Genomic DNA, 26,519 nt, shown 5'->3' with positions numbered 1-26,519 from the left:
GTTTCCGGATCTGGAATCGGCGGGGCTAAGAGCTGAGGTCCGAGTAGGTGGGGACGACGATGCCGTAGAGGTCGGTGATGGTGGCCAGAGCGCTGGTGTGGAGTTGAGCTGCGGGGATGTCGCCCAGGGGGCGGGTGGCGCAGGCGTTGGCGACGATGGTCGGGGTGTTGCCTCGGAGGAAGGCTCCCTCGGTGGTGAAGGTGACGCACATGTGGGTCATGAAGCCGGCGATGATGAGGTTGGTATTGCCTGCGGCGTCGACCAATTCGGCGAGGTCGGTGTTCACGAAGGCGTTGGGGACGGATTTGACGACGGTGGGTTCGTCGGGGGTTGGGGACAGCTGGGGATGAATTCGGCCGATGTCGGTGGTGATGTCGTAGGGGGTGTCTTTGCCGCCGTCGTTGATGACGTGGATGACTGGGGTCCCCGCAGACCGGGCCGCGGTGAGGAGGTCGGTCGCCGCGTCGAGGGCGGGTTCCCAGCCGGTCAGTTCCATGATGCCCTGGGTGTAGGTGTTCTGGTAGTCGACCAAGATCAATGTGGAGTTGGACAGGGACGCGGGGGTCTCGTCGAAGCCGTTGAGTTCGCGCAGGGTGGTGGAGGTCATGGGATCCACGGTATGGACGCCTTGTTATGTCGGCAATGTCATGTAACCTGCAGAATCAGACATGGAGGTGGCGGGTGACTGAGCGGCTCGTGGTGATCGTGTTGTTCGATCGCGTGGACCTGCTCGACGTCACGGGGCCGCCGGAGGTGTTCTCGCTGTTGCAGCGGGAGATGGACGATCCGACGGGGTATCGGGTGGTGTTGGCCGCCGAGTCGATGGAAGCGGTGAGCACCTCGGCGGGGGTGCGGATTCTGCCGGATGTGACCTTCGCCGAGCTGGGGCGGGTGGACACGGTGGTGGTGCCGGGGGCGGTGGAGACGGACAGTCAGCGGCGGGTCAGCGCGGTGGTCGATCCTGGGGTGGTCGCGGCGGTGTCGCGGTTGGCCGAGGGGGCGCGGCGGGTGGCCTCGGTGTGCGTCGGTGCGCATATTCTGGCGGCCGCGGGGCTGCTCGACGGGAAGCGGGCGACCACGCATTGGTCGACGGCGCAGCAGTTGGCAGCCGAGCATCCGGAGGTCATCGTCGACGCGGATCCGATCTACATTCGCGACGAAAATGTCTGGACCGGAGCGGGACTCACCGCGTGCCTGGATCTCACGCTGGCCTTGGTGGCCGACGATTTCGGGGACGAGTTGGCGTTGCGGGTCGCTCGCCAGCTGGTGATGTATCTGAAACGACCGAGCGGGCAGAGCCAGTTCAGTGTGTCGCTCGAACCGGTGTCGACCACGCGCCGGATCGAGGATCTGCGGCACTACATCGCGCGCAATATCGCGAATTCCCTCACGGTGACCGACCTCGCCGAGCAGGTCCATGTCAGTGAACGCCAGCTCACGCGGATCTTTCGCACCGAACTCGGGATGACGCCCGCGGCCTATATCGAGTCGGCGCGGGTGGAGGTGGCGCGGCACCGGCTCGAGACGAGCGACGAAACGCTCCAACGGATCGCTGTCACTTGCGGTTTCAACACCATCGACACGCTCGCCCGCGCTTTTCGTCGTCAGCTCGATACCACCCCGAACGAGTACCGTCGACGGTTTCGTATCGGGTGACTCACTAGGATCTCGGTCGGGACGTTTTGCTAATGAGGTTATGAGTAACAAGGGGTTTCGAGTATGGGAACGGGCATCGCGGAGGAATGGTCGACGGGCTCGGCTACGCCGGTGTTGTGGGGGCTGACGAACTTGATACAGCTGGTGGCGGGCCTGTTGGCTTCCTGAGGATTTGTCTCCTGTATTTCATCGCACGGGGATCAGGCGGTACAGCCACCAGGGGCGGCTGGGGAACGCGGGGTCGTAGATGCGCAGGAGCATGCGGCGCTCCAGGCCGGTGCTGCGTTCGCGCAGGCGCAGGTGGCGCCGTGCGATGTCTTGCGGGCGGACCTCGCTGGTCCAGATCTGATCCCAGTCGGGGGACTCCCCGCACGATTCGGTGATGGCGGTGACGCGCTGGGTGGGGGCGAGCGGAGCGAGCATGCGGAAGGCGTGGACCAGGAGCTGGGCTTCGGTGGTCCAGTCGAGGTAGACCTTCTTCGCCACGGGATTGAGGAACATCCACTCGAGCATGTTCACGCCGGCGCCGAGCCCGGGGAAGAGGCGCTGGTAGTCGGAGTTCGCCGCGAGCATGTCCATGGTGGGGAAGCGGGCGAAGCAGGCGGGGTGGGTGAGGCTGGCCAGGTCGGCGAGATCTTCGGCCGAGGGGGTCGTGGGTGCGGTGCCGGATTCGATGGCGGGCAGGCCGCGGACCAGGATGTGTTTGCGATACCACTGGGGAACGTCGAGGCTGTCGAAAAGTCGTTGCAGCATCGCGGGGTTCGGGACGAGTGCCCCGGATTCGATCTGGCTGATGAGAAGTGGCGCGAGCTGTGTGCGGGTGGCGAGTTCGGCCCGTGCGAGCCCCGCGGCCAGCCGCCGTTCGCGCAAATACACACTGAGCGCAGTGCTTTCAGCCATCTCGACCCCCGAGCCTCACCCCGACCGACGGTAGATCCCAGGGTACGCCGGGTGGGTAGCCGGATGGCGGGGAACCTCGACCGCCGAGCACGTCAGCGCGCTGGGTTCAGGTGCTCACCGCGTGGAAAGGGGAATGAGCGGGCATGTTCGCTCGGCGTTCACCTCGTCAACGTTGCACGTAACCATTCGGTGATAAGAATGGCCGACCCACTTCGAAGGAGATTTTCAATGGATGGCCTGCTGTACTTCCTCACGACCCTCGCGTCACTCTCGAGCGGCTCCGCCTAGAGGCTGAGACAGAAAACGGGCCGGAGCTGAAAGCTCCGGCCCGTTTTTGCGTGGATCAGGTGAGAAACCTCAGAAGGCGGCTTCGTCGAGGTCCATGATGTCGTTGTCCAGGTTGGCCAGGATCGCGCGGGTGGCGGTCAGCTCGGGCAGGATGTTGCGGGCGAAGAACTGCGCCGAGGCGACCTTGCCGGTGTAGAAGGCGACGTCGGAGCCGGTGGCGCCGTTGTCGAGGGCGGCGAGGGCGATCTCGGCCTGGTTCAGCAGCATCCAGCCGATGAACAGGTCGCCGACCGACATCAGGAAGCGCACCGAACCCAGGCCGACCTTGTACAGCTCGGTCGGCTGCTCCTGCGCGCCCATCAGGTGGCCGGTCAGGGTGGCGGCCATGGTCTGCACGTCCTCGAGCGCGGTGGCGAGCAGCTTGCGCTCGCCCTTGAGGCGCTCGTTGGCGGAGTCGGACTCCAGGAACTTCTGGATCTGGCCTGCCACGTGGGCCAGGGCCACACCGCGGTCACGCGCGATCTTGCGGAAGAAGAAGTCCTGCGCCTGGATGGCGGTGGTGCCCTCGTACAGCGAGTCGATCTTCGCGTCGCGGATGTACTGCTCGATCGGGTAGTCCTGCAGGAAGCCCGAGCCTCCGAAGGTCTGCAGCGAATCGGTCAGGTACTGGTAGGCGCGCTCGGAGCCGACACCCTTGACGATCGGGAGCAGCAGGTCGTTCACGCGGAACGCGACGTCCTTGTCGGCACCCGAGACGACCTCGGCGATTTCCGGGTTCTGGTGCGCGGCGGTGTAGAGGTAGATCGCGCGCAGGCCCTCGGCGTACGCCTTCTGGGTGGCCAGCGAACGACGCACGTCCGGGTGGTGGGTGATGGTCACGCGGGGCGCGGCCTTGTCGGTCATCTGGGTCAGGTCGGCACCCTGGACGCGGGTCTTGGCGTACTCCAGCGCGTTCAGGTAACCGGTCGACAGGGTCGCGATGGCCTTGGTGCCCACCATCATGCGAGCGTTCTCGATGACGTCGAACATCTGCGCGATGCCGTTGTGCACCTCGCCGACCAGCCAGCCCTTGGCGGGCACGCCGTGGCCGCCGAAGGTGACCTCACAGGTGGCCGAGGCCTTGATGCCCATCTTGTGCTCGACGTTGGTGACGAAGACGCCGTTGCGGTCGCCGTAGGTCTCGGTCTCGAAGTCGAAGTGGGTCTTCGGCACGTAGAACAGCGACAGGCCCTTGGTGCCCGGTCCCGCACCCTCGGGGCGAGCGAGCACCAGGTGCATGATGTTCTCGAACATGTCGTCGGAGTCACCCGAGGTGATGAAGCGCTTGACACCCTCGATGTGCCAGGTGCCGTCTTCCTGCTTGATCGCCTTGGCGCGGCCCGCGCCCACGTCGGAACCGGCGTCGGGCTCGGTCAGCACCATGGTGGCGCCCCAGTTGCGGTCGGCGATCTTGGCCGCCCACTTCTTCTGCTCTTCGGTGCCGTTGTTGAAGAACACCTGCGCGAAGCCCGCGCCCGCGGCGTACATCTGGATGGGCGGGTTGGCGCCGAGCACCATCTCCGACAGGGCCCACGCGACGGCGGACGGGGCGCCGAGGCCACCGAGCTCCTCGTTCAGCGGGACCTTGGCCCACTCGCCGTCTTCGAGCGCCTTGTAGGACTTCTTGAAGGACTCGGGGATGGCGACGGTGTGGGTGTTCGGGTCGAACACGGGCGGGTTGCGGTCGGCGTCGGCGAAGGACTCGGCCAGCGGGCCCTCGGCCAGGCGGCGGACCTCGGAGAGCATTTCCTTGACGGTGTCGGTGTCCAGGTCGCCGAAGGCGCCTGCGTCGAGCACCTTGTCGATGCCGAGGACCTCGAAGAGGTTGAACTCGAGGTCGCGAACGTTTGCCTTGTAGTGGCCCATGTGAGTACTCACTCTCCATTGAGTTCTGGTGCGGTCGGTGGTGTGCCGTTCCCGCCCGTCGCCGGTTTTCCGCATGCTACTCGCGGGTAACTTATTCACCATATTACCGGTGGGTAATCGTCTCGGCAAAGGGGTGGGCAGCAATGTGATGTGAAAAACACGCGCGGCTGCGGAAACGTTGCTCGCCGCGACCCCGGGGCTACCGTGAGATGTGCGCATCGAGACGACTGTGGGACCGGCCGACATCGAGCTCGACGAGGTGCGTGATCCGGCGTTCCTGCTGGTGATCACGCACGGGGCCGGTGGCGGTGTCGACGCGAAAGATATTCTGGCCGTGCGTGACTCGGCCGTCGAAGCGGGCGGGGTGGTAGCTCGGGTGGTGCAGCCCTATCGGGTTGCCGGGCGGCGGGCACCGGGCAACGCGGAGAAGCAGGACGAGGCCTGGCTCGAGGTCGTCGCGGCGTTGCGGGCCCGGTTCCCCGGGGTGCCGGTGGTTCAGGGGGGTCGCAGCAACGGGGCGCGGGTGGCGTGCCGGACGGCCGTTCAGGTCGGGGCGAGGGGTGTGATCGCGCTGTCGTTCCCGCTCCATCCGCCGGGCAAGCCCGAGAAGAGCAGGCGCGATGAACTACTCGCGCCCGGGGACATCGACGTGGTGGTGATCAATGGGGGTAGTGACCCGTTCGGGGTGCCCGACGCCGCCGACGCCGCCGAAGTGCGCGTGATCCCCAAGCAGGCGCACTCGTTCCGCACCGGATTCGACGTCATCGAGGCGACCGTGGCCCCCTGGTTCGCCCGCTGGGCGCAGTGATCAGTCTGTGGGTTCCGGGACCGGGCGCTTCGCGATGAGCAGGGAATCTATGGCGTCGGGGCCCTCGGTGGGGCGGAAGACCTCGTGCGCGAGGGTGACGGTCACGTCGGCGCGGTCCAGGTCGGCGCGGAGGTCTTCGGGCGAGAACAGGATCTCCGGTTCCTGGGGGCCGCCGTAGCCGTCGGCGATATTGCGGGCGGCGTGACCGAGGACCAGGAGCACGCCGCCGGGGGCGAGCATGGCGGACAGCTGGTGCAGCAGAGCGCGGCGCTCGTCGGCGGGGAGGTGGACGAAGACCATCAGGATCAGCTCGAACGGGCCGGTGATGTCGGCCGCTGCGAGTTCGGTGATGTCGGCTGTCTGCCAGTGCACCCGGGAGCGGACCGATCGCGACAGGCGGGCCGCGACTGTCCTGCCCTTGTCGATCCCCACCTGCGAGAAGTCGACAGCTGTCACCTGCCAGCCATGGGTGGCCAGCCAGAGCGCGTGACGACCCTCGCCACAGGCCAGATCGAGGGCGCGCGGCAGCGGCGGCACCACCCCCGACTCATCGGGAAGCAGGGAGATCCGGCGGTCCAGCCCGTAGACGTGTTCGACAACAGTGCTGTTCGGCGGTGCGCCCCACACCAATTCACTCCGCGCGTACCGCGCATCCCAATCCGCCGCGTCCATGAGTCGAGTGTAGGACCGGCGAACGCCGTCAGAGGGTGGTGCGCATCAATACGACGTTGTACTGGGTGTGGATGGTGGTCATGAAGTAGAGGTCACGGCCGGTTTGGTACGGGAAGATCGACGGGGCGTAGGCGGTGGGGAGTTCGCGGGCGTCGATCAGCACCTCCGGGGCGCTCCACGGGCCGACGGGGGAAGCCGCGCGGCGCATCACCACAGAATTGAACGGGTCGGTGGTGAGGGAGACGAACTGGCCCAGGTACTCGTTGTACATCACCGAGAGCTCGCCGACGCCGCCCATGATGGGGGCCGCGGCGTTCACGTCGTTGAGCTTCCACTCCTGGCCGTCCCAATACTCGTAGGCGGCGAGGTTTTCGATCTGGGCTTCGGGCACGCGGGCGATGAACGCCTCGTTGTTGCGGCCGGCGCGGGTGCCGTACTCGTAGACGAAGCCGCCGTCCTTCACGAAGCTGTTCATCTGGAAGTTGGCGTTGCCGCCCTCGTCGGGACGGCGGGTGTGGCCGAGATCGGCCCAGGTCTCCCCGTTGTCGGCCGACGCGGCCAGACCGGAGAAGCTGGTGGTCCACTCGCCGGGCGCGTCCCAGGTCTTCACCGACATCAGCGACATGTACTGCACGCCGTTGGCCGAGATGCCCGCGGTGGGGATGCGGCTGATCTCCAGGAAGGGGATCTTGGGGCTGGGGATCAAATCGCGCGCCTGGCCGATGACATCGCGCACGACACTGTCGAACATGACCCCGTCGGCCGGGTTCTGGTCGTGGCTGCGGACCAGAATGTTGGAGCGCCACGCCCAGGTGCTGCCCACGAGCAGGTTGGGGAACCCGATGCCCGCGGTGTCGCCGAAGGCGGTGAGCATCTCGCCGCGCCCGTTGTCCCACATGATGCCGAGGTCGGTACCGAGGACGTTGTAGTTCTGGGTGTTGTTGGGGCTGGCCATCCCGGTTACCTGGAACACCGCCTGGGTACGCCCATGCAGGACGGGCAGGCCGTGGGTGCCGTTGAGAACGGGAATCGGGTTGATCGCGTTCGGGTTCGCGACGGCCGCAGGCGCGGTGCTGACCAGCAAGGCCGTAGTACCTGCGAGTGCGGAGAGCAGGATGGATCCGGTCTTGTTCACAGGTGCTCGAGCCTCCGGGTCGGGCCGAAATCCGGGCACGTTCCGGGCTTGCCGCCACGTACCACTCTTCGGCTGGTCAGCGAATCGAAGCGATGCTAACAGCAGCTAAGAGTGATGTGCGGTACATACGGTGGGTAGCCGGCATGAATTACCGGCCGATTGCTTGTCAGTCGCTACTACTCATGGCTTTACGCAGCAGCAATGGCAGTTGAGCCATTCGCTCGGCGGCGAAGGTGGCCCGGGAACTCCGGTGCCACGACCGGTCGAACAGATGCTTGGCGGCGGCCACGGCATTGCGGTCGCGGGCGGTGACGCGGTCGGCGAGCGCTTCGGCGGCCTTCACCGGGTCGTCGGCGACATCGGTGATCAGGCCGATGCGCAGTGCGTAATCGGCGTCGATCGAATCGGCGGTCATCGTCAGCAACAGGGCCTGGTCGATGCCGATGAGCTGTGACAATGTGGCGGGGCCTGTCATATCGGGAATCAGGCCGTGGGCGGCCTCCATCACCGAGAATTCGGTCGTGGGGGCGGCGATCCGGAAGTCGGCGGCCAGTGCGATCTGGAGGCCGCCGCCGAAGCAGCGTCCATGGACCGCGGCGATCACCGGGACGTCGAGGCGGCGCCAGGCCCAGCAGGCTTCCTGGAAGGTATTGGTGCCGCGCAACGGCCGTGGAAGAAATTCTCTGACGATAGCCACCGGATTGCGGGTGGCGGCGGCGATATCGAGTCCGCTACTGAAACTCGGGCCGTTCCCGGTGATGATGACGGCGCGGGTTGTCTTGTGTTCGGCCACCTTTCGGGCCGCGTCGACAAGATCGCGAAGCATTTCCAAAGTAAGCCCGTTGTGTTTGCCGGGCCTGTTCAGTTCGACATAGGCGCGGTTGTTGTCGAAGCGAACGGTGATGTGGTCTCCCATAGCGCTATCTTACTCGTGAGTCAGTTCGAGTGGGTGGCCACGCCGACGATGGTGCGGCATGATCCGAACCGCATCGCGCGTCGTCGGCGCGCGAGGATCGAGAGGACTCACCGAATGCGGATCTGTCTGATGGCCGCGGCGCTGCTCGCGCTGCCCGTGCTGGCGGCCTGCGGCAGCGGCGACGAAGCACCGGCGGTTACTCAGGCCGAGCTGTCGAAATCGTTGCAGGACAAGGGGTTGAGCAATCCCGCGCTGGCCGACTGCGCCGCGCAGGTGTTCCTCGACTCCGGGATGTCGCAGGACGGGCTGCGGGTGATGGTGTCGAACGCGAAGTCCGACGATCCGGCCAAGCTGCTCAACGAAGGCGACGCGGCCAAGGTGAGTGCCGCGCAGTCGAAGATCGCGGCGGATTGCGTGCGCCTGGGAGGCTGATCCGCGCCCGTATCGATCGCGCCGATTCAAACCCTCGTCGGGGTCGGCTGCCGGTGTTGCACTGGAACAGCCGACGACGAGGAGGAACAGCCCGTGACCACGGAGACAATCGCCGATCAGGTCTCATTCGCCTACTGGGTACCCAACGTCAGTGGCGGGCTGGTGACCAGCGATATCGAGCAGCGCACCAGCTGGGACTTCGACTACAACAAGAAGCTCGCCCAGACCGCGGAGCGCAACGGTTTCGACTACGCGCTCACCCAGGTGCGCTACACCGCCTCCTACGGCGCCGAGTTCCAGCACGAGTCGACCTCGTTCAGTCTCGCGCTGCTCGCCGCCACCGAGCGGCTCAAGGTGATCGCCGCCATCCACCCCGGGCTGTGGCATCCGGCGGTGCTGGCCAAGTTCGGTGCGACGGCCGACCACCTGTCCGGTGGCCGGTTCGCGATCAATGTGGTGTCGGGGTGGTTCGCCGGCGAGTTCAAGGCGCTCGGTGAGCCGTGGCTCGAACACGACGAGCGGTACCGGCGCAGCGCCGAGTTCCTCGAGGTGATCCGCAAGATCTGGACCGAGGACGAGGTGAACTTCGGCGGCGACTTCTACCGGATCCGGGACTTCACCTTGAAGCCGAAGCCGCTCAACACCCCCGAACGTCCCAATCCCGAACTGTTCCAAGGCGGTAACTCGACGGCCGCCCGGCGCAACGGCGGTCGCCATGCCGACTGGTACTTCTCCAACGGCAAGGACTTCGACGGCGTCACCGAGCAATTGGACGATCTGCGCGCGGTGGCCAGGGAAAACGATCGCGAGGTGAAGTTCGGGCTCAACGGGTTCATCATCGCCCGCGATACCGAGAAGGAAGCGCGCGACACCCTGCGCGAGATCGTCGAGAAGGCGAACAAGCCCGCGGTGCAAGGGTTCCGCGACGCGGTGCAGCAGGCAGGCGCGTCCACCGGTGACCGCAAGGGCATGTGGGCCGACTCCACGTTCGAGGACCTGGTCCAGTACAACGACGGATTCCGGACCGGGCTGATCGGCACGCCCGAACAGATCGCCGAGCGGATCGTGGCCTACCGGGCGCTCGGCGTCGACCTGATCCTGGCCGGTTTCCTGCACTTCCAGGAAGAGGTCGAGTACTTCGGCGCCAAGGTGCTGCCACTGGTGCGTGAACTGGAGGCCGCCGCGACGCCGGTCGCGGTGGGACGCTGATGACGGTGGTGACCGCTGAGCGGATCACCACCGCAGACCAGGCGGTGCGGATCGCGACCGAGTTGGCCGAGGTGTTCGCCGCCGGTGCCGCCGAGCGCGATCTGTCGCGCCGGCTGCCGCACGAGGAGCTGGATCAGCTGTCGGCCAGCGGGTTGCTCGCGATCACGGTGCCCGCCGAGTTCGGCGGGGCAGACCTGCCGCCGAGCGTGGTCGCCGAGGTGGTGCGAATCCTGGCCGCGGCGGATCCGAACATCGCGCAGGTGCCGCACAGTCACTTCGTGTATCTGAACCTGTTGCGGCTGGCCGGAACCCGGGCGCTGCAACGCGACTACTTCGGCAAAGTGCTCGCGGGTGCGCGGATCGCCAACGCGCAGTCCGAGCGCGGTGGGGCGACAGTGGCCGACATCTCGACGGTGCTGCGACCGATCGGCGAGACGGGCGCGAGCGATGCCGAGCGGCAGCACGTTGCGTCGTCGCGGATCGTTGGCGGCAGCACAGCTCGGCGGTTTGTGGTCGAGGGGACCAAGTACTACTGCACGGGCTCTCTGTTCGCCGACGTGCTCGCGGTATTGACCAGACTCGATGACCCGCAGGGTATTTCGGGACTCGAGCCCGGGGAGTATGTGGCTTTCGTGCCCGCGCTGGAACCCGGTGTGCGGATCGTCGACGACTGGGATGCGCTGGGGCAGCGGACAACCGGTAGCGGGACCGTCGAATTCGCCGGCGTGACCGTCGGGCCCGAGCAGTTGGTGGCTCGGGCGGCCGCGGTGAACGCGCCGACCGGGTACGGGGCGTTCGCGCAACTCCTGCACGCCGCGATCGACGCGGGTATCGCGCGCGGAGCGCTGGAAGCGGCGGCCGAATTCGTGCGGACGCGCAGCCGGCCGTGGTTCGAAGCCGAGGTCACGCACGCGGTTGACGATCCGCTGGTCGTGCAGCGGTTCGGGGAGTTGGCTGTTGCCGTCGCGGCCGCTGAATCGACGTTGATCGTCGCGGGTGCGGCGGTGGACGCGGCGGTCCGGGCGGTGGCGCAGGACGCGGATCCGTCGGTATCCGGCGACAGTGACGGCGCGCAGGCGTCGATCGCGGTCGCCACAGCCAAGATCCTCGCCGATCGTGCTGCGAACGAGGTGTCCGCGGCGATATTCGAAGTAGGCGGTACCCGCAGCGCCGCGGCCGAACATCGACTCGACCACTTCTGGCGCAACGCGCGCACCCACACACTGCACGATCCCGTTCGCTGGAAATACCAGCACATCGGGCGGGCCGTTCTGCACAACCGACCGCCGCCGTTGCACGGCGTCATCTAGAACCACACGCGAGACAAGGACAGCCCATGACAGTGACGGTCGTCGTCGGAAACCCGAAACCCGCTTCGCGCACCCTCGCCGCGGCCGTGCAGGTCGCGCGGGCGCTGCGCCCCGACACCGAGCCCGCCGTGATCGACCTGGTCACCCTCGGGCCCGGCCTGCTCGGCTGGGGTGACCCGGCGGTGGCGGCGGCCGCGCGCACCGTCGCGTCGTCCGAGCTCGTCGTGTTCGCCAGCCCCACCTTCAAGGCCACCTACACCGGGTTGCTGAAACTGTTCCTCGAACAGTTCGACGGCGGCACCGGGCTGGCCGGTGTGGTGACCGTGCCGGTGATGCTCGGCGCGGGCCCGGCCCACGCGCTCGCGCCCGACCTGCTGCTCAAACCCGTCCTGGTGGAGATCGGCGGCACCGCCGCGCTGCCGGGGCTGTATCTGTCCGACCGGACTTTCGGCGAGGACGGCGTCATCGAGGAATACGCGCGGCGATGGGGTCCCGTCGTCGCGGCACTGACAGACCCGGCGAGCAAGCCGGTGGAGGCGACGAATCATGCATGAGCTCTTGGACTTTCCCGCCGACGGCAACGGCTTACGCCGCGCCTTCGCCAACTTCCCCAGCGGGGTGGTGGCCGTGTGCGCCGAGATCGACGGCGTGCCACACGGCTTGGCGGTGAGCACCTTCGTGCCCGTGTCCCTCGATCCGCCGCTCGTCTCGTTCTGCGTGCAGAACTCGTCGTCGACCTGGCCCAAGCTGGCCGGCGCCGGTCACCTCGGGCTCAGCCTGCTCGGCACCGACCAGCAGGCCGCGGCCAAGGCACTCGGCGCCCGCAACGGCGACCGCTTCCGCGAAACCGCCCTCCACCGCGGAACCGGCGAAGCGGTGTTCATCGACGGGGCGACGGCCTGGATCGAAGGAGTCCCGGAAACGCAGGTCAGCGCGGGCGACCACCTTGTGGTGATCCTGCGCGTGAACCGGGTCGCCGCCCGCGAGGACATCGACCCCCTGGTGTTCCACGGCAGCAAGTTCCGAACCCTGCACGCGGGCTGACCCCTCACCGAGACAACGGCGCGGGATCGAGCCTGGCCAGCGCTCGGGACCACCTCGGACAGACCGGCAGAAACGACGAAACCCCCCAGGATGACCTGGGGGGTTTTGTTGTTGAGCCGATGACGGGAATCGAACCCGCGCCATCTGCTTGGGAAGCAGAAGTTCTACCATTGAACTACATCGGCAGTGCGCCGTTGGGCGCGTTCGCGACTCTATCAGAACTCTCGCGTGGTGATGCGCCGGTTGTCGGGGAACGGTCTGTGGGTGGATGCGGTCGCTCGTCAGGGGTGGGGGTTCTACCTGGGCCGTAGCTGCCTACACTGGGCCGGTGCTGCTCTCCGATCGTGACATCAGGGCCGAGATCGCCGCGGGGCGTCTCGGTGTCGAACCGATGCTCGAGTCGATGGTTCAGCCGTCGAGCATCGACGTGCGCCTCGACGGGCTGTTCCGGGTGTTCGACAACAGTCGCTACACCCATATCGATCCGGCGCAGCAGCAGGACGAGCTGACCAGCCTGGTCGAGCCGAAGCCGGGGGAGCCGTTCGTGCTGCACCCGGGGGAGTTCGTGCTCGGGTCCACGCTCGAGGTGTGCTCGCTGCCCGACGATCTGGCGGGGCGGCTGGAGGGCAAGTCGAGTCTGGGGCGGTTGGGGCTGCTCACGCATTCGACGGCGGGGTTCATCGATCCGGGGTTCAGCGGGCACATCACCCTGGAGCTGTCGAATGTGGCGAATCTGCCGATCACGCTGTGGCCGGGGATGAAGATCGGGCAGCTGTGCCTGATCCGGCTGTCCAGCCCGGCCGAGCACCCGTACGGCAGCGCCAAGGCCGGGTCGAAATATCAGGGTCAGCGGGGGCCGACGCCGTCGCGGTCGTACCTCAACTTTCCCCTCTCGCCCGACTCCTTGAGCGCGGTCGAGACCCGCTGAGGGCCCGCCGTCACGGCGATACTCAGCACCAGCGACAGCGCGGGCAGGGTGTCGCCGCCGCCCGACGGCGGCCGCACCCAGTGACAGCCCTCGCGGCTCCAGCGGCCCAGGTTGGTCGGCAGCATCACGGCGCTGCCGGTGCCGGGGATATCGATATCGAGCCCCGCGAGCTCGGCGGCCTCTTCCTCGGAGGGCCTGGCGTCGGGTACGGCGAGTACGCTCCAGCGGATCTGGCGCGCCAGCACCGGACCCTCACAGCGTTGCTCGCGCAGCGCCATGAGCACCTTCTCGGCGCGCGTGGTCGGTAGATGCACCACGCACAGCCGGTCGGTGATCGGCAGCATCACAAAGCCGCCGCGCTCGCGGACGGGCAGCCGGAATTCACGCTGGTAACACCGCACCCAGTCGTCGACAGTTCTGGCTTCCACGCTTCCAGAATCGCGCACGCACGTGCGCGTGACCACTGCCCCGCACCGCCCTTTCACTGCCTCTGGCAACCGATTCCACGAACTTGTGGCGTGTCTCACTGTCACACTCGTACTCTGGAGGGAGTTGTCCGTCGGATGAGGTGACGCCGTGGTCGGGGAGTGGACAGGGAGAGAGGCCAGAGCTCTTCGCGATGCCAAACGAATGAGCATCCGGGAGTTCGCGGCTCATCTCGGTGTGCACGAACGGCTGGTGTCGAAGTGGGAGGCGGGCGGGGTGCGGGTTCGCCCGCGTCCGGTGAATCAGGCCGCACTGGATACGTCACTGGCCCGATCCGATGATGTTGTGCGCGCACGATTCTCGACCCTGCTGGCGCCCGCGGGTGATGCCGACCTGCTCGCGTTCGTCGATGCGGGAACTGTCAAAGGTGCTGTGCCCGAGGTGTTGTCGGAGAGGGAGTTGATCATGGCGGCTGCGCACGAGGCCAGCGAACACGCGGCCGCCGCGGAGGGCACCAACGTGGGGGCCACGACGCTGGCCCAGCTCGACGCCGACGTGCGGCGCATCGCCAACGAATACGTCCACGCCGCACCGGCACCGATGATGGTGGAGATGCTGCGGGTGCGCAGGCGGGTGTATCGACTACTCGACGGGCAGCAGAAGCCCGTCGACACCAGCCACCTATATCTGCTGGCGGGGACGCTGTCGGGGCTGCTGGCCAACGCGAGTACCGATCTCGGCTACCTCGACGCCGCGGGCGAACAGATCAGGGCCGCTTGGGCTTACGCGGAACTGAGCGGGCACAACGGGTTGCGCGCGTGGACCCGCGGCATGCACGCGCTGATCGAGAACTGGTCCGACCGGCCGCGCAACGCCGTCCAATTAGCGCGCAGCGGGCAGGAATTCGCCGGTCCGGGACTGGGGCGGGTGCGGCTGCTCAATATCGAGGCACGGGTGTGGGCGCGCTTGGGCAGCGACGCCGAGACCGACCGGTGCCTGCGCGCGGCCGAGGTGGCGGCCGGTGATCGCCGCGACGAACTGCACGACGAGATCGGCGGGGTGTTCGGTTTCGGCCCGCCCAAGGCCGCCTACTACGCGGGCGCCACCTGCATCCAGCTCGGTCGCGCCGAACAGGCACTGGCCGCCACCGAACGCGCGATCACCCTCTACTCGAGCGGACCGCCGCTGCAACGTTCCTACGGCGCCGAATCGCTGGCCCGCGTCGACAACGCGGCCGCGCATCTGATCAACGGCAGCATCGACGGCGCCGCCGACGCCTTGCGCCCGGTCCTCGACCTGCCCGAGGACAAACGCATCGCCCAGCTGAGCGAACGGCTTGTCGGCCTGCGCCGCCGCATCGCCGCGCCCACCTACCGCGACGCGGTGGAAGCGCGCGGCCTCGATGAGCGAATCGAAGAGTTCTGTGTGGCTACCGCCGCGTTGGCGAGCCACCCGCGGCCGTAAAAGCCTGTCACCAGGCACACAGCAACCGTGCGACGAAATCGGTTTGCCTCGGATGGCACCATGGACGCGTGAGTCCTCAATCGCCGCATGTGCCCCCGCGCGTTCTCGAGCAGTCGACGAAACTGCAGAACGTGGTCTACGAGATCCGTGGGCCGGTTCACGCACAGGCAGCACGTCTGGAGGCCGAGGGCCACCGCATTCTCAAGCTCAACATCGGCAATCCCGCCCCCTTCGGGTTCGAGGCGCCCGATGTGATCATGCGCGACATCATCGCCGCGCTGCCGTATGCCCAGGGGTATTCCGAGTCCAAGGGGATCCTGTCGGCGCGGCGCGCCATCGTCACCCGGTACGAGCTGGTCCCTGGCTTCCCTGAGCTCGATGTGGACGACGTCTACCTCGGCAACGGGGTGTCCGAGCTGATCACCGTCACCATGCAGGCCCTGCTCGACAACGGCGACGAGGTGCTGATCCCGGCCCCCGATTACCCGCTGTGGACGGCCATGACCAGCCTGGCCGGCGGTACTCCGGTGCACTACCTGTGCGACGAGGAGAACGGCTGGCAGCCCGATATCGCCGATATCGAATCGAAGATCACCGACAAGACCAAGGCCCTGCTGGTGATCAACCCGAACAATCCGACGGGTGCGGTGTACTCGGCGGAGGTGTTGCAGCAGATCGTCGACCTGGCGCGCAAGCACCGGTTGCTGCTGCTGGCCGACGAGATCTACGACAAGATCCTCTACGACGACGCCAAGCACATCTCGCTGGCGTCGCTCGCGCCCGATCTGCTGTGCCTGACGTTCAACGGTCTGTCGAAGGCGTACCGGGTGGCCGGTTACCGCTCGGGCTGGCTCGCCATCACCGGGCCCAAGGAACACGCGGCCGGTTTCCTGGAGGGCATCGATCTGCTCGCGTCCTCGCGGCTGTGCCCGAACGTCCCCGCCCAGCACGCCATTCAGGTGGCGCTCGGTGGGCATCAGAGCATCGACGATCTGATTCTGCCCGGTGGGCGGCTGCTCGAGCAGCGCGATGTGGCGTGGGAGCGGCTCAACATGATCCCGGGTGTGTCGTGTGTGAAGCCGCGTGGCGCGCTGTACGCGTTCCCGCGGTTGGATCCGAATGTGCACGAGATCCACGACGACGGGAAGCTCGTGCTGGATCTGCTGTTGCAGGAGAAGATCTTGATGGTGCAGGGGACCGGCTTCAACTGGCCTGCGAACGACCATCTGCGAATCGTGACGCTGCCGTGGGCGCGGGATCTGGCCGTGGCGATCGAGCGGTTCGGTAATTTCCTGTCCAGCTACCGGCAGTAGAGTTACAGGCGATGCTCACCTGTCACGGCTTTGACCAGTGAGTTTCTGGGCTCCGGGCAGGATGGTCATCCTGGTATGCCAGGAAAAAACCGACTGTGAGTTCGGAATGTTGGATGTTTTGAAGATCTACTAGTGCAAAAGTCCATCTTTTGTGTACAGTAGACCTCGGCGCTTCGGCGCCCTGGCCCGGTTGTCTACCCCCCCTGGACAACCGAGAGCCTCAGGTATGCGCGCCTACCCCCCTGGGCGCCTGCCTCCGGCGGCGGAGACACCCCCCTGCTCTCCGCCGCCCACAAACCCGCCTCCCCGGGTCCAGGTCAGACCTGGACCCGGGGAGGCTTTTTCGTACGGCCGGGGGAGTTGCCGATGTTGTGACGAGATCTGGTGTTGCGGGCGTGTTATTGAAAACGAGGTCCTTTAAGCTCTGGTCGTGAGCGAGCATCATCATCACCATCACGACCATTCCGGGCCGATCGCCATCAGTGACACCGCGGCGAAGGTTGTCGTCGGGTTGCTGGGGATCATCGGGGTGGTGGTGTTGGTCGCGACGGTGATTCTGTGGCCGAGCGCGCAGCACGTCGAGATTCCGCTGCCGATGCAGACCATGTCCGGCGAGGCGGTGCAGACCGAGGCCGGAACCGTGGTCATGCAGGACATCGGCCCCTGCGGGAGCCCGTCGAACGGCAAGGTGTTCGCGGACAAGCCGGAGCCGCCGCGGACCGCCTCCTACACCTGTCAGCGCAGCATCATCGACATCAGGTCGGGACCCGACGAGGGCAAGAGGACGCTGTTCGAGATCGCGCCCGGGCCGGGCCAGCCCGATCTGCGGGCGGGCGACGACATCCGGGTGGTGCGCGCCTCGGATCCGTCCGGGGTCACCATGTACGCGTTCGAGGACTACTCGCGCGGGCTGCCGTTGACCTTGATCGTGCTCGCCTTCGTGGTGGTGATCTGCGTGGTCGCGCGGTGGCGGGGCTTCCGGGCGCTGGTCGGGTTGTGTTTCGCGTTCGGCGTGGTGGTGATGTTCCTGTTGCCCGCGCTGCTCGACGGGAAGTCGGCGATTCCGGTCGCGCTGGTGTCGGGCGCGCTGATTCTCTACGTGGTGCTCTACCTCGCCCACGGGGTGAATCTGCGGACCAGTTCGGCCTTGCTCGGCACGCTCGCGTCGATGGTGGTGGCGGCGGTGCTGTCCTGGCTGGCGATCGAGGTCACCCATCTCACCGGGCTGTCCGAGGAACAGAACACCAACGTGGCGACCTACATTCAGCACGTGAGCATCACCGGGTTGCTGCTGGCGGGGTTCATCATCGGCTCGCTCGGTGTGCTCAACGACGTGACCATCACGCAGGCCTCGGCGGCCTTCGAACTCGCCGCGCTCGATGAAGGCGCGTCGCGGCGGGAGATCTTCACCGCGGCCATGCGGGTCGGGCGCGACCACATCGCCAGTACGGTCTACACGCTCGTGCTCGCCTACGCCGGTGGAGCGCTACCGCTGCTGCTGCTGTTCAGCGTGGCGGGGCGCTCGATCACCGACGTGCTGACCGGAGACGCGGTGGCCATCGAGATCACGCGATCGGCGGTGGGCGGTATCGCGCTGGCGTTGTCGGTGCCGTTGACGACCGCGATCGCGGTGATGCTGGCCCGGCCCTTCGGTGCGAAGACGGCCGCGGTGGCGCCCGCGCGGGCCAGGCACGCGCGGAACTGAACCTGTTCGGACGCCGGTCCCGGCTCGCGGAACCCGGACCGGCACCAGCGGGGCAGGAACGGTTACTGACCGGCAGGCGGGAAGCCGGGCAGAACCACCGGGGGCAGGGTCGGCAGCACCACCGGGGGCAGTCCGGGGACCACGGTGAAGGTGTTGGGGCCCTGGGACGGCGGCGCGTCGGTGGTCTGCTCGGCCTGACGCGGATTGACCGGGGGCGCGGCGACGGTTTCGTGCTGGGCCTCGGTGGTCGCGACCGAGGCCGTGGTCGGGCCGACGGCGCTGGGACGCGGTGCGGTGGTGGCGGGGACGGCTTGCGAGCCGTCGCTCGACGAACCGCGCTCGAGCACTTCGGGGCCGTAGCCGAGGCCGAGGCCGATCGCGGCGACCACCACCAGCGAACTCACCGTCAGTACTGCCACGTTCAGCTCCCGGCGGGAATGCGCGCGGTTGGTGAGTGCGCTGAGCGGGCGGCGACCGCGGGTCGGTGCGGTGAGCCAGGCGGGGGTGGCGTCGTCGTGCTCGCCCATCGGGATCGGTGCCGGGGCGGCGGGCGCCTGCTGGACCTGGGCGGGGCGGGCCAGCAGCGCGGCACCGCGGGCCAGCGCGGTCTCCGGCTCGGCGGGCACGATCACCGGCACGCCGATCGTGCGCTCGAGCACGCGGGCGATCAGCGGAATCCGGGCGCCGCCACCGAGAACCAGCACCGCCTGTACCGGATGTTGCGCGCGGATGATGACGTCGCGGGTCATCCGGGCCGACGACTCGATCGCCAGCATCATCAGCGCTTCGAAATTCTCCTGCGTGAGCAGCACCAGGCCCTGCTCGCTGGGCAGGGCCACCGCGTTGCTGTTGGACAGCTGCTCCTTGGCGGCCCGGCACAGACCGTCGAGGGCGGCCAGCCCCGCCGGGTCGGCCGGATGCGCGATCCGGCCCGAGGCGATCTGCTGTTCCCTGATCAGCGAATCCAGGTAGTCGCCGCTGATATCGCTGATCCGCTCGCACTGGTACACATCGCTGGTGCGGGCGTTGATCACGCTCACAGTGAGACCGGAACTGCCCAGGTCGTAGACGGCCAGGGTGGACACTTCGCGCATATCGCTGGTGGCGTGGGCGAAGTGCACGGCGGCAACGGCTTCGGGAACGAGCTGGTAGTTCGTGAGCTGGCGCCGGGCCATCGCGGCGCGGACCGCCCTGGCCTGCGGCTCACTGCGGAAGGTGATGGTGGTGGCGGCGATCTCGGGGGACGCGGCCAGCGTGGCGGCGATCGTGTCGGCGGCGGACTCCTCGGCCTGCTGTTCCGGCATCGAGATCGATTGCACCTCGAACGAATACGGCGGAACGGAACCGTGCGGGCCACCGTGCTGCGGACGAGCGAGGCGCACCGTCCCGGCCCCCACCGATATTCCCAGAACCGAACTCATCCGCTGCCCATCTCGTCCGTGCTGCACGACATGCGAGGGACTGCGATAACGCGGACCGAAATCCGCCCAGCCCCCGCTTGGCTCGTTACTCTACGGGGTGCCGAGTCCGGCGTATACCCACCCGGCCGCACGCCAGGTTGTGCTGTCCAAGCAGTTGCGACCGTCGATGATCGAACGGGACCGTACCACCGGGTCGAGGTCGGCCGGCGTCAAAGCGGTGAATTCGTTCCACTCGGTAAGGACCAGCACCACATCGGCGCGATCACAGGCCTCCGAGACCGAGGTGGCGTAGTTCAACGTGGGGAACACGCGGCGAGAATTCTCCACTGCCTTGGGGTCGTACACGGTGACGACGGCGCCGTGCAGCTGGATCATCCCCGCCACATTCAAGGCGGGCGAATCGCGCACATCGTCGGATTCGGGCTTGAAGGCCGCGCCGAGCACCGCCACATTCGCGCCGAGCAGCGAACCCCCGCAGGCGCGGGCGGCCATGTCGACGACCTTCGTGCGCCGGCGCATGTTGATGTTGTCGACCTCGCGCAGGAACGCCACGGCGTGATCGGCGCCGAGCTCACCCGAGCGCGCCATGAAGGCGCGGATGTCCTTCGGTAAGCAGCCGCCACCGAAACCGAGTCCGGCATTGAGGAACCGGCGGCCGATGCGGGCGTCGTAACCGAGCGCGTCGGCCAGCATGGTGACGTCGGCGCCGGTGGCCTCACACACCTCCGAGACGGCGTTGATGAAGGAGATCTTCGTCGCCAGAAAGGCGTTCGCCGAGACCTTCACCAATTCGGCGGTGGCCAGATCGGTGAGCAGGAAGGGAATCTCGGCGGCGATGAGGTCGGCGTAGATCTCGCGGATGTGCTCCTCCACCCAGGCCGAGCGTTCGCGGCCGTGATCGAGTCCGAGGACCAGGCGGTCGGGGCGCAGGGTGTCCTGCACCGCGAAACCCTCGCGCAGGAACTCCGGATTCCAGGCGACCTCGACGTCGACCTTCGCTTGCGCGCGAGCCCGAATGCCGAGGGCCGCGGCGGTTCCCACCGGGACAGTTGACTTGCCGACGATCATCGCCGGGCGTTCCAGCATCGGGGCGAGCGTGTCCACCACGGCGTGCACATATTTCAGATCGGCCCCGTACTCGCCCTTCTTCTGCGGTGTCCCGACACCGAGGAAGTGAACGTCGGCATGGGTCGCTGCTTCGGAGTAATCCGTGGTGAACCGCAGGCGGCCGGCGGCGAGGTTGCGTTGCAGCACTTCCTCTAGTCCCGGCTCGTAGAACGGCACCACACCATCGGCCAACTTGGCCACCTTGCCGGGATCGACGTCCACCCCGACCACATCGTGTCCCAACTCGGCCATACACGCTGCATGCGTGGCTCCGAGGTACCCCGTTCCGAAGACTGTGCATCGCATAGTTCTGTTGGTAAGTGGCGCGCGTGGCTACGCCGCGTCAGTGAGGCAAGAGGGGGCGCAACATCTGGTGTACAGGGGGAAACGCGCGTGAGGGTCAACGACGTGAGAGGCTCTCACCTGCGGAAACGCGATAGCTGCTCGGTGCACGGTTCGGATCGTCGGCCTGCACTCGTGGCGAGCCGCTCGGGTTCGCGGGGATTGGCATAATCGTGCGGAATCGCAGGAGTACGCCCTCGCGGATGGAGCATTGACTGTGCGTCGGGTCCTGTTCGCCACGGGTGGATCACTGGTCGCGGTGTTGATCGCGGTGGTCGCGTTGTGGCCGGTGTACGTGCGGCCGCAGACCGACGATCCGCAGGTCGCCGACGCGATTCTCGTCCTCGGTGGGGCACACGACGGGCGCGAAGAACTCGGGCTGCGGTTGGCCGCGCAGGGGTACGCGCCCCGCGTGCTGATCTCCGATCCCTACGAACGCAGCCCGATGGTGAATCGAATCTGCCACGGGGGCTACAGCTTCGAGGTCATCTGCTTCGACCCGAGTCCGCGCACGACCCTCGGCGAAGGCCGGGAACTGGCGCGCCTGGGGGCCGACTGGGACCGCGTCATCGTGGTCACCTTCACCCCGCACATCTCCCGGGCCCGCTACATCCTCGGTGAATGCTGGGAGGGCGAGCTGTTGTTCGTGGACCCGCAACCGCATCTCTCGCCCGCCCGCTGGGCTTGGGACTACGCGTATCAGTCGGCGGGGTTCGTGAAGGCTTGGTTCGCCGACTGCTGAACGCGTAAGGCCCCGCTCCGAAAAGGAGCGGGGCCTTACACGGGAAAACTGTGGGGTGAGCCCCGTCAGTTGGCCGGAGCGAGCTCGGGAGCCGGAGCCGCAACTGCCTTCGGCTTGTCGGCCCACACGGTGGTGCCGTCCGGAGCCTGCAGCACCTGCAGCAGCTCCCAGCCGGTGACGGCCATGGTCGGGCCGCCGATGGCGATCATGCCCACGATTCCGCCGACAGCGGCACCGACGGTCAGACCGGGGATGCAACCGACGGGGATGGTGACGACGCAACCGATCAGCGCGCCGACAGCGGTGCCGACGAACGTGCCGATCGCGGTGCCGATGCTGAACTTGCTGGAGAAGTCGTTGATCGCCTTCTGGTTCTCCTGCGCCGACGCGATGTCCTTGAGGACCGGCTTCGGGCTGACCACCTGCTGGCCGATGGCCACGCCGGCCGGCTTCTCGGGAGTGAGCTCCAGAACAGTGGAGTCCTTGACGACCTCGGTCTTGGTCGGGATCTCCGCGCCGCCGATCGAGAAGGCGATCGGCAGGGCGATCACGACCGCGCCGCTGGTGTCCTTGATCTCGGCGACCTTGGTCTTGGGCGCTTCGGGGGTCTCGCCGTCCTGCTCGACAATCGAGAAGGTGCCGTTCTTCACGGTGGCTACGACAGTCTTGTCGACCAGCTTGACCGAGTATTTGATGTCCTGCGGCGCCTCTTCGGCATGGGCGGTGCCCATGGCCACGGTCATCGCCCCGATAACCAGTGCGGCAGCCGCAGTGGTCCTACGGAAGTTCATTCAGGTTCCAATCCATCAGGTGTGGTGCGGAGTGCGATCCAGCGACACGCGAGACTCGTCAAGCGAGGCATCTCTATGAGATGTCCCCTACTTCTCCCCGAGCAGTGTGAAGACCGGCACAGCATGCAGAACAGCTGGAGCTTAATGGACCGAAACCCATGAGGCCAGAAGGAATTTCGAGGGGCTTAGTAAGCCTGACCTTAGCTTCACCGCAGATCACGCACGGTTTACGGTGTTCAACAGTCGTTACGGAAACCCCGTGGCAAACTTTTTTGTGATATTGCTCACAGGCAAACCACAGGTCAAGTCCCAGTAAACAAGGTCAGACGGCAAATGCCGATCCTACGGTGGACAGCGGTAGTTACTGGCCGGTAACTTAGTGGCAGTTACGATACGAGCAACCGGGTGAGGTCTCCTCGCTCAGACCCTCGTGTTGCCTCGAAAGAAAGGTCGCGACATGAATGCCCTGACTATCACGTTGGGCACGATTGGAGCTGTGCTCAGCCTGTTCTGTTGGGCGTCGTTTATCGGCGGCGCATGGAACATCGGCAAGGCCATCACCATCGGCCAGTCAGCTCCCGATCGTTGGCGACCGTTCTTCCCGCGGTTCAAGAACATGTTCGTCGAGGTCGCGGCCCATACGCGGATGAACAAGTTCCGCACGGTCGGCTGGGCGCACTGGCTGGTCATGACCGGCTTCATCCTCGGCGCGATCCTGTGGTTCGAGGCCTACGGCCAGACCTTCGACGGCTCGTTCCACTGGCCGATCATCGGCAACTGGGCGATCTACCACCTGGTCGACGAGATCCTCGGCATCGGCACCGTGGTCGGCATCGGCGCGCTGATCATCATCCGCCAGCTGAACCACCCGCGGATCCCCGCGCGCCTGTCGCGGTTCAGCGGCTCCAAGATGGCGCCCGCCTATGTCATCGAGACGATCGTCTTGATGGAGGGCCTCGGCATGATCTTCGTCAAGGCGGGCAAGATCGCCACCTACGGGCACGGGCACGCCTCGACCGACTTCTTCACCATGCAGATCGCCAAGCTGCTGCCCGCCAGCCCGACCATGGTGTCGATCTTCGCGTTCGTCAAGCTGATGTCGGGCATGGCCTTCCTGTACCTGGTCGGCCGCAACATCACCTGGGGCGTCGCCTGGCACCGCTTCTCGGCCTTCTTCAACATCTACTTCAAGCGCGAGGCCGACGGCACCGTCGCCCTCGGCGCGGCCTCGCCGATGATCTCCAACGGCAAGGTTCTCGACATGGAGAACGTCGACCCCGAGGTCGACACCCTGGGCGCGGGCCGCATGGAGGACTTCTCCTGGAAGGGCTGGCTCGACTTCACCACCTGCACCGAGTGTGGTCGCTGCCAGTCGCAGTGCCCCGCCTGGAACACCGGTAAGCCGCTCTCGCCGAAGCTGCTGATCATGTCGCTGCGCGACCACGGTTACGCCGCCGCCCCGTACCTGCTGGCCGGTGGCCGCAAGGACGCCGGTGGCGACGAGGTCGGCCTGGTCGACGCCGACGGCAAGCCCGACGAGGCCGCGCTGGCCAAGATCCCCGAGGCCGCCCGCGCCGAGGCGGACCGTCCGCTGGTCGGTGGCGAGGATGTCCACGGCATCATCGATCCCGAGGTGTTGTGGTCGTGCACGACCTGTGGTGCCTGCGTCGAGCAGTGCCCGGTCGATATCGAGCACGTCGACCACATCATCGATATGCGCCGCTACCAAGTGTTGATCGAGTCGGAGTTCCCCTCCGAGCTCGCGGGTCTGTTCAAGAACCTGGAGAACAAGGGCAACCCGTGGGGGCAGAACTCCAAGGACCGCCTCAACTGGATCAAGGAAGTCGATTTCGACATCCCGGTCTTCGGGAAGGACGCCGACAGCTTCGACGGCTACGAGTACCTGTTCTGGGTCGGTTGCGCCGGCGCCTACGAGGACCGGGCCAAGAAGACCACCAAGGCCGTCGCCGAGCTCCTCGCGACCGCCGGTACCAAGTTCATGGTGCTCGGCGCGGAGGAGACCTGCACCGGTGACTCCGCTCGTCGTGCCGGTAACGAGTTCTTGTTCCAGCAGTTGGCGTTGCAGAACATCGAGGTCATCAACTCGGTGTTCGAGGGTGTCGAGCAGTCGAAGAAGAAGATCGTCGTCACCTGTGCCCACTGCTTCAACACGCTCAACAACGAGTACCCGCAGGTCGGTGGGACCTACGAGGTCGTGCACCACACCCAGTTGCTGAACCGGCTCGTGCGTCAGAAGCAGCTGGTCCCGGTCGCCCAGGTCTCGCAGCAGATCACCTACCACGACCCGTGCTACCTGGGTCGGCACAACAAGATCTACAACGCCCCGCGTGAGCTGATGGAAGCTTCGGGCTCGACGTTGGTCGAGATGCCCCGGCACGCCGAACGTTCGATGTGCTGTGGTGCCGGTGGTGCTCGGATGTGGATGGAGGAGCAGCTCGGTAAGCGCATCAACGTCGATCGTGTCGATGAGGCGTTGTCGACGAATCCGACCAAGATCGCGACGGGTTGCCCGTTCTGCCGGGTGATGCTCAACGATGGTGTGACCGCGCGTCAGGAACAGGGTCAGGGCGAGGGCGTCGAGGTTGTCGATGTCTCGCAGTTGATGCTGGACTCGATCACTCGTGTCGACGCGGCGCAGTTGTCGGCGAACCTGGTTGTCGTCCAGGAACCGAAGGCCGAACCGGAACCCGAGGTGGAACCGGAGCCGGTGGCCGAGGTCGCGACCGCGACCACCGCCGCGCCGAAGGCTGCTCCCGCTGGTGGCGGCCTGGGCATGAAGGGTGCTGCCAAGGCACCCGGTGTTGGACTCGGCATGAAGGGCGCGGCCAAGGCGCCGGGTGCGAAGGCATCCGCTGAAGCGCCCGCCGCTCCGGCCGCAGCTGCTCCGGCCAAGGGTCTGGGTATGAAGGGTGGAGCGAAGGCTCCCGGTGGCGGGCTCGGTATGAAGGGCGGCGCGAAGGCCCCTGGTGCCAAGGCTCCTGCGGCCGAAGCGGCGCCGGCTGCTGAGACCGCGGCTCCGGCGGCTCCGGTCAAGGGGCTGGGTATGAAGGGTGCTGCCAAGGCTCCTGGCGGGCTCGGCATGAAGGGTGGGGTGAAGGCTCCGGGTGCGAAGGCTGCTCCTGCCGCGTCCGCTCCTGCCGCCGAAGCTGCTCCTGCCGAAGCCGCTCCCGCTCCGGCGCCTGCCGCGCCGGTCAAGGGGCTTGGCATGAAGGGCAAGGCTAAGGCTCCTGGTGCCAAGGCAGCTGCTCCTGCGGCGGCCTCAGCCGCTCCGGCTGCTCCTGCGGCTGAAGCGTCGGTAGCGGAGGCGGCTCCCGCTGAAGCTCCTGCCGCCCCTGCTGTTTCGGCTCCGGCTGAATCGAAGCCGTCGGTTCCCGCTAAGGGGCTGGCTATGAAGTCCGGGTTGAAGCGTCCGGGGCCGAAGGCGCCCGGTGCTGCGGCTCCTGCTGCTGCTCCGGCTGAGGTTGCCGCTCCGGCCGAGGCTCCTGCTGCTCCGGCCGAGTCACCGGCTGCGGTCGAAACGGAGACTGCTGCGGCGGAATCGGCCACTCAGGCCGAGCCCACCAATGGCAACGGCAACGGCACCTCGGTGGCGCCGCCGACTGCCAAGCCGGGCGGTCTCGGGTTCAAGTCCGGTGCGAAGTCACCGGGGCGTAAGAGCTGACAACTGAACACGAATAACTAATGAGGCGCGGATTCCCCGGAATCCGCGCCTCATTCGTTTCTGCGTAGGTATTGGGTGTGCTCGCCATGGGCGGGGGGCGGGCTGGTGTGGGCGGTTCTGTGGACAGTTGTTCGGTAGTCCCAGGACGGTTTGACGCTGTGTTTATTGGCGCGCTGGCGCGCGCGTGTCCGCGGCCCTGAGGGGCCGCCGGTCAGGCACCGGGGCTTGCTCCTTCGTCGCCTACGCCCCGGCGCCTGACCGGCGGCCCGGCCGCGGACCGGCCACTTCGTGGCCGCCGCTCCCTAGGGGTCGCGGGTGCGGGG

General features: G+C 66.8%; 23 protein-coding genes and 1 tRNA gene. 13 read left to right on the top strand and 11 right to left on the bottom strand.

Annotated elements, in window-relative coordinates; translation table 11 throughout:
- Nucleotides 1-25: 25 nt before the first annotated feature.
- Nucleotides 26-607, bottom strand: coding sequence for a cysteine hydrolase family protein (locus tag ACFWFP_RS17075; RefSeq protein WP_379296058.1), 582 nt, complete (start codon nucleotides 605-607; stop codon nucleotides 26-28).
- 74 nt (nucleotides 608-681) lie between these two features.
- On the opposite strand from ACFWFP_RS17075, the gene ACFWFP_RS17070 reads away from it, so the two are divergent.
- Nucleotides 682-1,656 carry a GlxA family transcriptional regulator gene (locus ACFWFP_RS17070; RefSeq protein ID WP_379296056.1) on the top strand — a complete coding sequence of 325 codons (975 nt, stop codon included), beginning with the start codon at nucleotides 682-684 and terminating at the stop codon, nucleotides 1,654-1,656.
- Between the two features lie 186 nt (nucleotides 1,657-1,842).
- Here ACFWFP_RS17070 and ACFWFP_RS17065 read toward each other — a convergent pair whose 3' ends face one another.
- Nucleotides 1,843-2,556 carry a helix-turn-helix domain-containing protein gene (locus tag ACFWFP_RS17065; protein WP_379296054.1) on the bottom strand — a complete coding sequence of 238 codons (714 nt, stop codon included), beginning with the start codon at nucleotides 2,554-2,556 and terminating at the stop codon, nucleotides 1,843-1,845.
- A 357-nt stretch (nucleotides 2,557-2,913) separates the two neighbouring features.
- Nucleotides 2,914-4,749: an acyl-CoA dehydrogenase gene (locus ACFWFP_RS17060; protein WP_379296052.1), complete on the bottom strand. Its 1,836-nt coding sequence runs from the start codon at nucleotides 4,747-4,749 to the stop codon at nucleotides 2,914-2,916.
- Between the two features lie 211 nt (nucleotides 4,750-4,960).
- Between ACFWFP_RS17060 and ACFWFP_RS17055 the strand changes: the two genes are divergently transcribed.
- Entirely contained in the window at nucleotides 4,961-5,557 is a 597-nt protein-coding gene (locus tag ACFWFP_RS17055) for an alpha/beta family hydrolase (RefSeq protein WP_379296050.1), read from the top strand.
- Here ACFWFP_RS17055 and ACFWFP_RS17050 read toward each other — a convergent pair whose 3' ends face one another.
- From ACFWFP_RS17050 to ACFWFP_RS17040, 3 genes are all read right to left on the bottom strand, one after another.
- Nucleotides 5,558-6,229, bottom strand: a complete 672-nt coding sequence (locus tag ACFWFP_RS17050) for a class I SAM-dependent methyltransferase (RefSeq protein ID WP_379296048.1) — start codon at nucleotides 6,227-6,229, stop codon at nucleotides 5,558-5,560.
- A gap of 28 nt (nucleotides 6,230-6,257) precedes the next feature.
- Nucleotides 6,258-7,364, bottom strand: coding sequence for a DUF4185 domain-containing protein (locus ACFWFP_RS17045; RefSeq protein ID WP_379296046.1), 1,107 nt, complete (start codon nucleotides 7,362-7,364; stop codon nucleotides 6,258-6,260).
- 166 nt (nucleotides 7,365-7,530) lie between these two features.
- Nucleotides 7,531-8,280: a crotonase/enoyl-CoA hydratase family protein gene (locus tag ACFWFP_RS17040; protein ID WP_379296044.1), complete on the bottom strand. Its 750-nt coding sequence runs from the start codon at nucleotides 8,278-8,280 to the stop codon at nucleotides 7,531-7,533.
- Between the two features lie 114 nt (nucleotides 8,281-8,394).
- Between ACFWFP_RS17040 and ACFWFP_RS17035 the strand changes: the two genes are divergently transcribed.
- The 5 genes from ACFWFP_RS17035 (at nucleotide 8,395) to ACFWFP_RS17015 (ending at nucleotide 12,275) form a co-directional block, all read left to right on the top strand.
- The gene (locus ACFWFP_RS17035) at nucleotides 8,395-8,712 is read left to right on the top strand and encodes a hypothetical protein (RefSeq protein WP_379296042.1); all 318 of its coding nucleotides are present in this window, start codon (nucleotides 8,395-8,397) and stop codon (nucleotides 8,710-8,712) included.
- A 93-nt stretch (nucleotides 8,713-8,805) separates the two neighbouring features.
- Nucleotides 8,806-9,921, top strand: a complete 1,116-nt coding sequence (gene sfnG, locus ACFWFP_RS17030) for a dimethylsulfone monooxygenase SfnG (protein ID WP_379296040.1) — start codon at nucleotides 8,806-8,808, stop codon at nucleotides 9,919-9,921.
- Nucleotides 9,921-11,231 (top strand): acyl-CoA dehydrogenase family protein, encoded by a 1,311-nt coding sequence (locus ACFWFP_RS17025; RefSeq protein ID WP_379296038.1) that lies wholly within the window; start codon nucleotides 9,921-9,923, stop codon nucleotides 11,229-11,231. Before sfnG ends, ACFWFP_RS17025 begins: the two co-directional genes overlap by 1 nt.
- A 26-nt stretch (nucleotides 11,232-11,257) precedes the next feature.
- Nucleotides 11,258-11,785, top strand: coding sequence for an NADPH-dependent FMN reductase (locus tag ACFWFP_RS17020; protein WP_379296036.1), 528 nt, complete (start codon nucleotides 11,258-11,260; stop codon nucleotides 11,783-11,785).
- On the top strand, nucleotides 11,778-12,275 hold the full coding sequence (locus ACFWFP_RS17015) for a flavin reductase family protein (RefSeq protein WP_266294373.1): 498 nt from the start codon (nucleotides 11,778-11,780) through the stop codon (nucleotides 12,273-12,275). Before ACFWFP_RS17020 ends, ACFWFP_RS17015 begins: the two co-directional genes overlap by 8 nt.
- A 114-nt stretch (nucleotides 12,276-12,389) precedes the next feature.
- Here the strand turns inward: ACFWFP_RS17015 and ACFWFP_RS17010 are convergent.
- A tRNA-Gly gene (locus ACFWFP_RS17010) sits at nucleotides 12,390-12,460 on the bottom strand.
- Nucleotides 12,461-12,603: 143 nt separating this feature from the next.
- Here ACFWFP_RS17010 and dcd point away from each other — a divergent pair.
- On the top strand, nucleotides 12,604-13,203 hold the full coding sequence (gene dcd, locus ACFWFP_RS17005; RefSeq protein ID WP_067455312.1) for a dCTP deaminase: 600 nt from the start codon (nucleotides 12,604-12,606) through the stop codon (nucleotides 13,201-13,203).
- Here dcd and ACFWFP_RS17000 read toward each other — a convergent pair.
- Nucleotides 13,122-13,631, bottom strand: a complete 510-nt coding sequence (locus ACFWFP_RS17000; protein ID WP_379296034.1) for a hypothetical protein — start codon at nucleotides 13,629-13,631, stop codon at nucleotides 13,122-13,124. The genes dcd and ACFWFP_RS17000 overlap by 82 nt on opposite strands.
- Nucleotides 13,632-13,833: 202 nt before the next feature.
- Here ACFWFP_RS17000 and ACFWFP_RS16995 point away from each other — a divergent pair, with 202 nt between their 5' ends.
- The 3 genes from ACFWFP_RS16995 to ACFWFP_RS16985 all read left to right on the top strand — a co-directional run bounded on the left by ACFWFP_RS16995 (nucleotide 13,834) and on the right by ACFWFP_RS16985 (nucleotide 18,111).
- The gene (locus ACFWFP_RS16995; RefSeq protein ID WP_082844197.1) at nucleotides 13,834-15,093 is read left to right on the top strand and encodes a DNA-binding transcriptional regulator; all 1,260 of its coding nucleotides are present in this window, start codon (nucleotides 13,834-13,836) and stop codon (nucleotides 15,091-15,093) included.
- A 68-nt stretch (nucleotides 15,094-15,161) separates the two neighbouring features.
- Nucleotides 15,162-16,406, top strand: a complete 1,245-nt coding sequence (locus ACFWFP_RS16990) for a pyridoxal phosphate-dependent aminotransferase (RefSeq protein ID WP_378635225.1) — start codon at nucleotides 15,162-15,164, stop codon at nucleotides 16,404-16,406.
- Nucleotides 16,407-16,836: 430 nt separating this feature from the next.
- The gene (locus ACFWFP_RS16985; RefSeq protein ID WP_379296032.1) at nucleotides 16,837-18,111 is read left to right on the top strand and encodes a YibE/F family protein; all 1,275 of its coding nucleotides are present in this window, start codon (nucleotides 16,837-16,839) and stop codon (nucleotides 18,109-18,111) included.
- Nucleotides 18,112-18,173: 62 nt separating this feature from the next.
- Here the strand turns inward: ACFWFP_RS16985 and ACFWFP_RS16980 are convergent, their stop codons facing one another.
- Nucleotides 18,174-19,532: an Hsp70 family protein gene (locus ACFWFP_RS16980; protein ID WP_379296030.1), complete on the bottom strand. Its 1,359-nt coding sequence runs from the start codon at nucleotides 19,530-19,532 to the stop codon at nucleotides 18,174-18,176.
- 90 nt (nucleotides 19,533-19,622) lie between these two features.
- On the bottom strand, nucleotides 19,623-20,945 hold the full coding sequence (locus ACFWFP_RS16975; protein WP_379296028.1) for a UDP-glucose dehydrogenase family protein: 1,323 nt from the start codon (nucleotides 20,943-20,945) through the stop codon (nucleotides 19,623-19,625).
- A gap of 247 nt (nucleotides 20,946-21,192) precedes the next feature.
- On the opposite strand from ACFWFP_RS16975, the gene ACFWFP_RS16970 reads away from it, so the two are divergent.
- Nucleotides 21,193-21,723: a YdcF family protein gene (locus ACFWFP_RS16970; RefSeq protein WP_379296026.1), complete on the top strand. Its 531-nt coding sequence runs from the start codon at nucleotides 21,193-21,195 to the stop codon at nucleotides 21,721-21,723.
- 65 nt (nucleotides 21,724-21,788) lie between these two features.
- On the opposite strand, the gene ACFWFP_RS16965 is transcribed toward ACFWFP_RS16970, so the two are convergent.
- Complete coding sequence (locus ACFWFP_RS16965; protein ID WP_378996925.1) at nucleotides 21,789-22,514, bottom strand: hypothetical protein; 726 nt, start codon at nucleotides 22,512-22,514, stop codon at nucleotides 21,789-21,791.
- Between the two features lie 457 nt (nucleotides 22,515-22,971).
- Here ACFWFP_RS16965 and ACFWFP_RS16960 point away from each other — a divergent pair, with 457 nt between their 5' ends.
- A complete protein-coding gene (locus ACFWFP_RS16960) occupies nucleotides 22,972-26,196 on the top strand; it encodes a (Fe-S)-binding protein (protein ID WP_379296024.1) in 3,225 nt (1,074 codons plus the stop codon).
- Nucleotides 26,197-26,519: the final 323 nt, after the last annotated feature.

This window comes from Nocardia sp. NPDC060249 (assembly GCF_042728755.1).
Lineage (GTDB): Bacteria > Actinomycetota > Actinomycetes > Mycobacteriales > Mycobacteriaceae > Nocardia.
The sequence above is the reverse complement of the archived record's forward strand: the minus strand, read 5'-3'. Positions and strand labels throughout refer to the sequence as shown.

Excerpts from the sequence above, each read along its gene's own strand:
- ACFWFP_RS16995 (WP_082844197.1), top strand. The coding sequence starts at position 13,834 with ATGAGCATCCGGGAGTTCGCGGCTCATCTCGGTGTGCACGAACGGCTG.
- ACFWFP_RS17015 (WP_266294373.1), top strand. The coding sequence starts at position 11,778 with ATGCATGAGCTCTTGGACTTTCCCGCCGACGGCAACGGCTTACGCCGC.
- ACFWFP_RS16975 (WP_379296028.1), bottom strand. The coding sequence starts at position 20,945 with ATGCGATGCACAGTCTTCGGAACGGGGTACCTCGGAGCCACGCATGCA.
- ACFWFP_RS16965 (WP_378996925.1), bottom strand. The coding sequence starts at position 22,514 with ATGAACTTCCGTAGGACCACTGCGGCTGCCGCACTGGTTATCGGGGCG.
- ACFWFP_RS17060 (WP_379296052.1), bottom strand. The coding sequence starts at position 4,749 with ATGGGCCACTACAAGGCAAACGTTCGCGACCTCGAGTTCAACCTCTTC.
- ACFWFP_RS17075 (WP_379296058.1), bottom strand. The coding sequence starts at position 607 with ATGACCTCCACCACCCTGCGCGAACTCAACGGCTTCGACGAGACCCCC.
- ACFWFP_RS17025 (WP_379296038.1), top strand. The coding sequence starts at position 9,921 with ATGACGGTGGTGACCGCTGAGCGGATCACCACCGCAGACCAGGCGGTG.
- ACFWFP_RS16960 (WP_379296024.1), top strand. The coding sequence starts at position 22,972 with ATGAATGCCCTGACTATCACGTTGGGCACGATTGGAGCTGTGCTCAGC.
- ACFWFP_RS17050 (WP_379296048.1), bottom strand. The coding sequence starts at position 6,229 with ATGGACGCGGCGGATTGGGATGCGCGGTACGCGCGGAGTGAATTGGTG.
- ACFWFP_RS17065 (WP_379296054.1), bottom strand. The coding sequence starts at position 2,556 with ATGGCTGAAAGCACTGCGCTCAGTGTGTATTTGCGCGAACGGCGGCTG.
- ACFWFP_RS17035 (WP_379296042.1), top strand. The coding sequence starts at position 8,395 with ATGCGGATCTGTCTGATGGCCGCGGCGCTGCTCGCGCTGCCCGTGCTG.
- ACFWFP_RS17040 (WP_379296044.1), bottom strand. The coding sequence starts at position 8,280 with ATGGGAGACCACATCACCGTTCGCTTCGACAACAACCGCGCCTATGTC.
- ACFWFP_RS16980 (WP_379296030.1), bottom strand. The coding sequence starts at position 19,532 with ATGAGTTCGGTTCTGGGAATATCGGTGGGGGCCGGGACGGTGCGCCTC.
- ACFWFP_RS17020 (WP_379296036.1), top strand. The coding sequence starts at position 11,258 with ATGACAGTGACGGTCGTCGTCGGAAACCCGAAACCCGCTTCGCGCACC.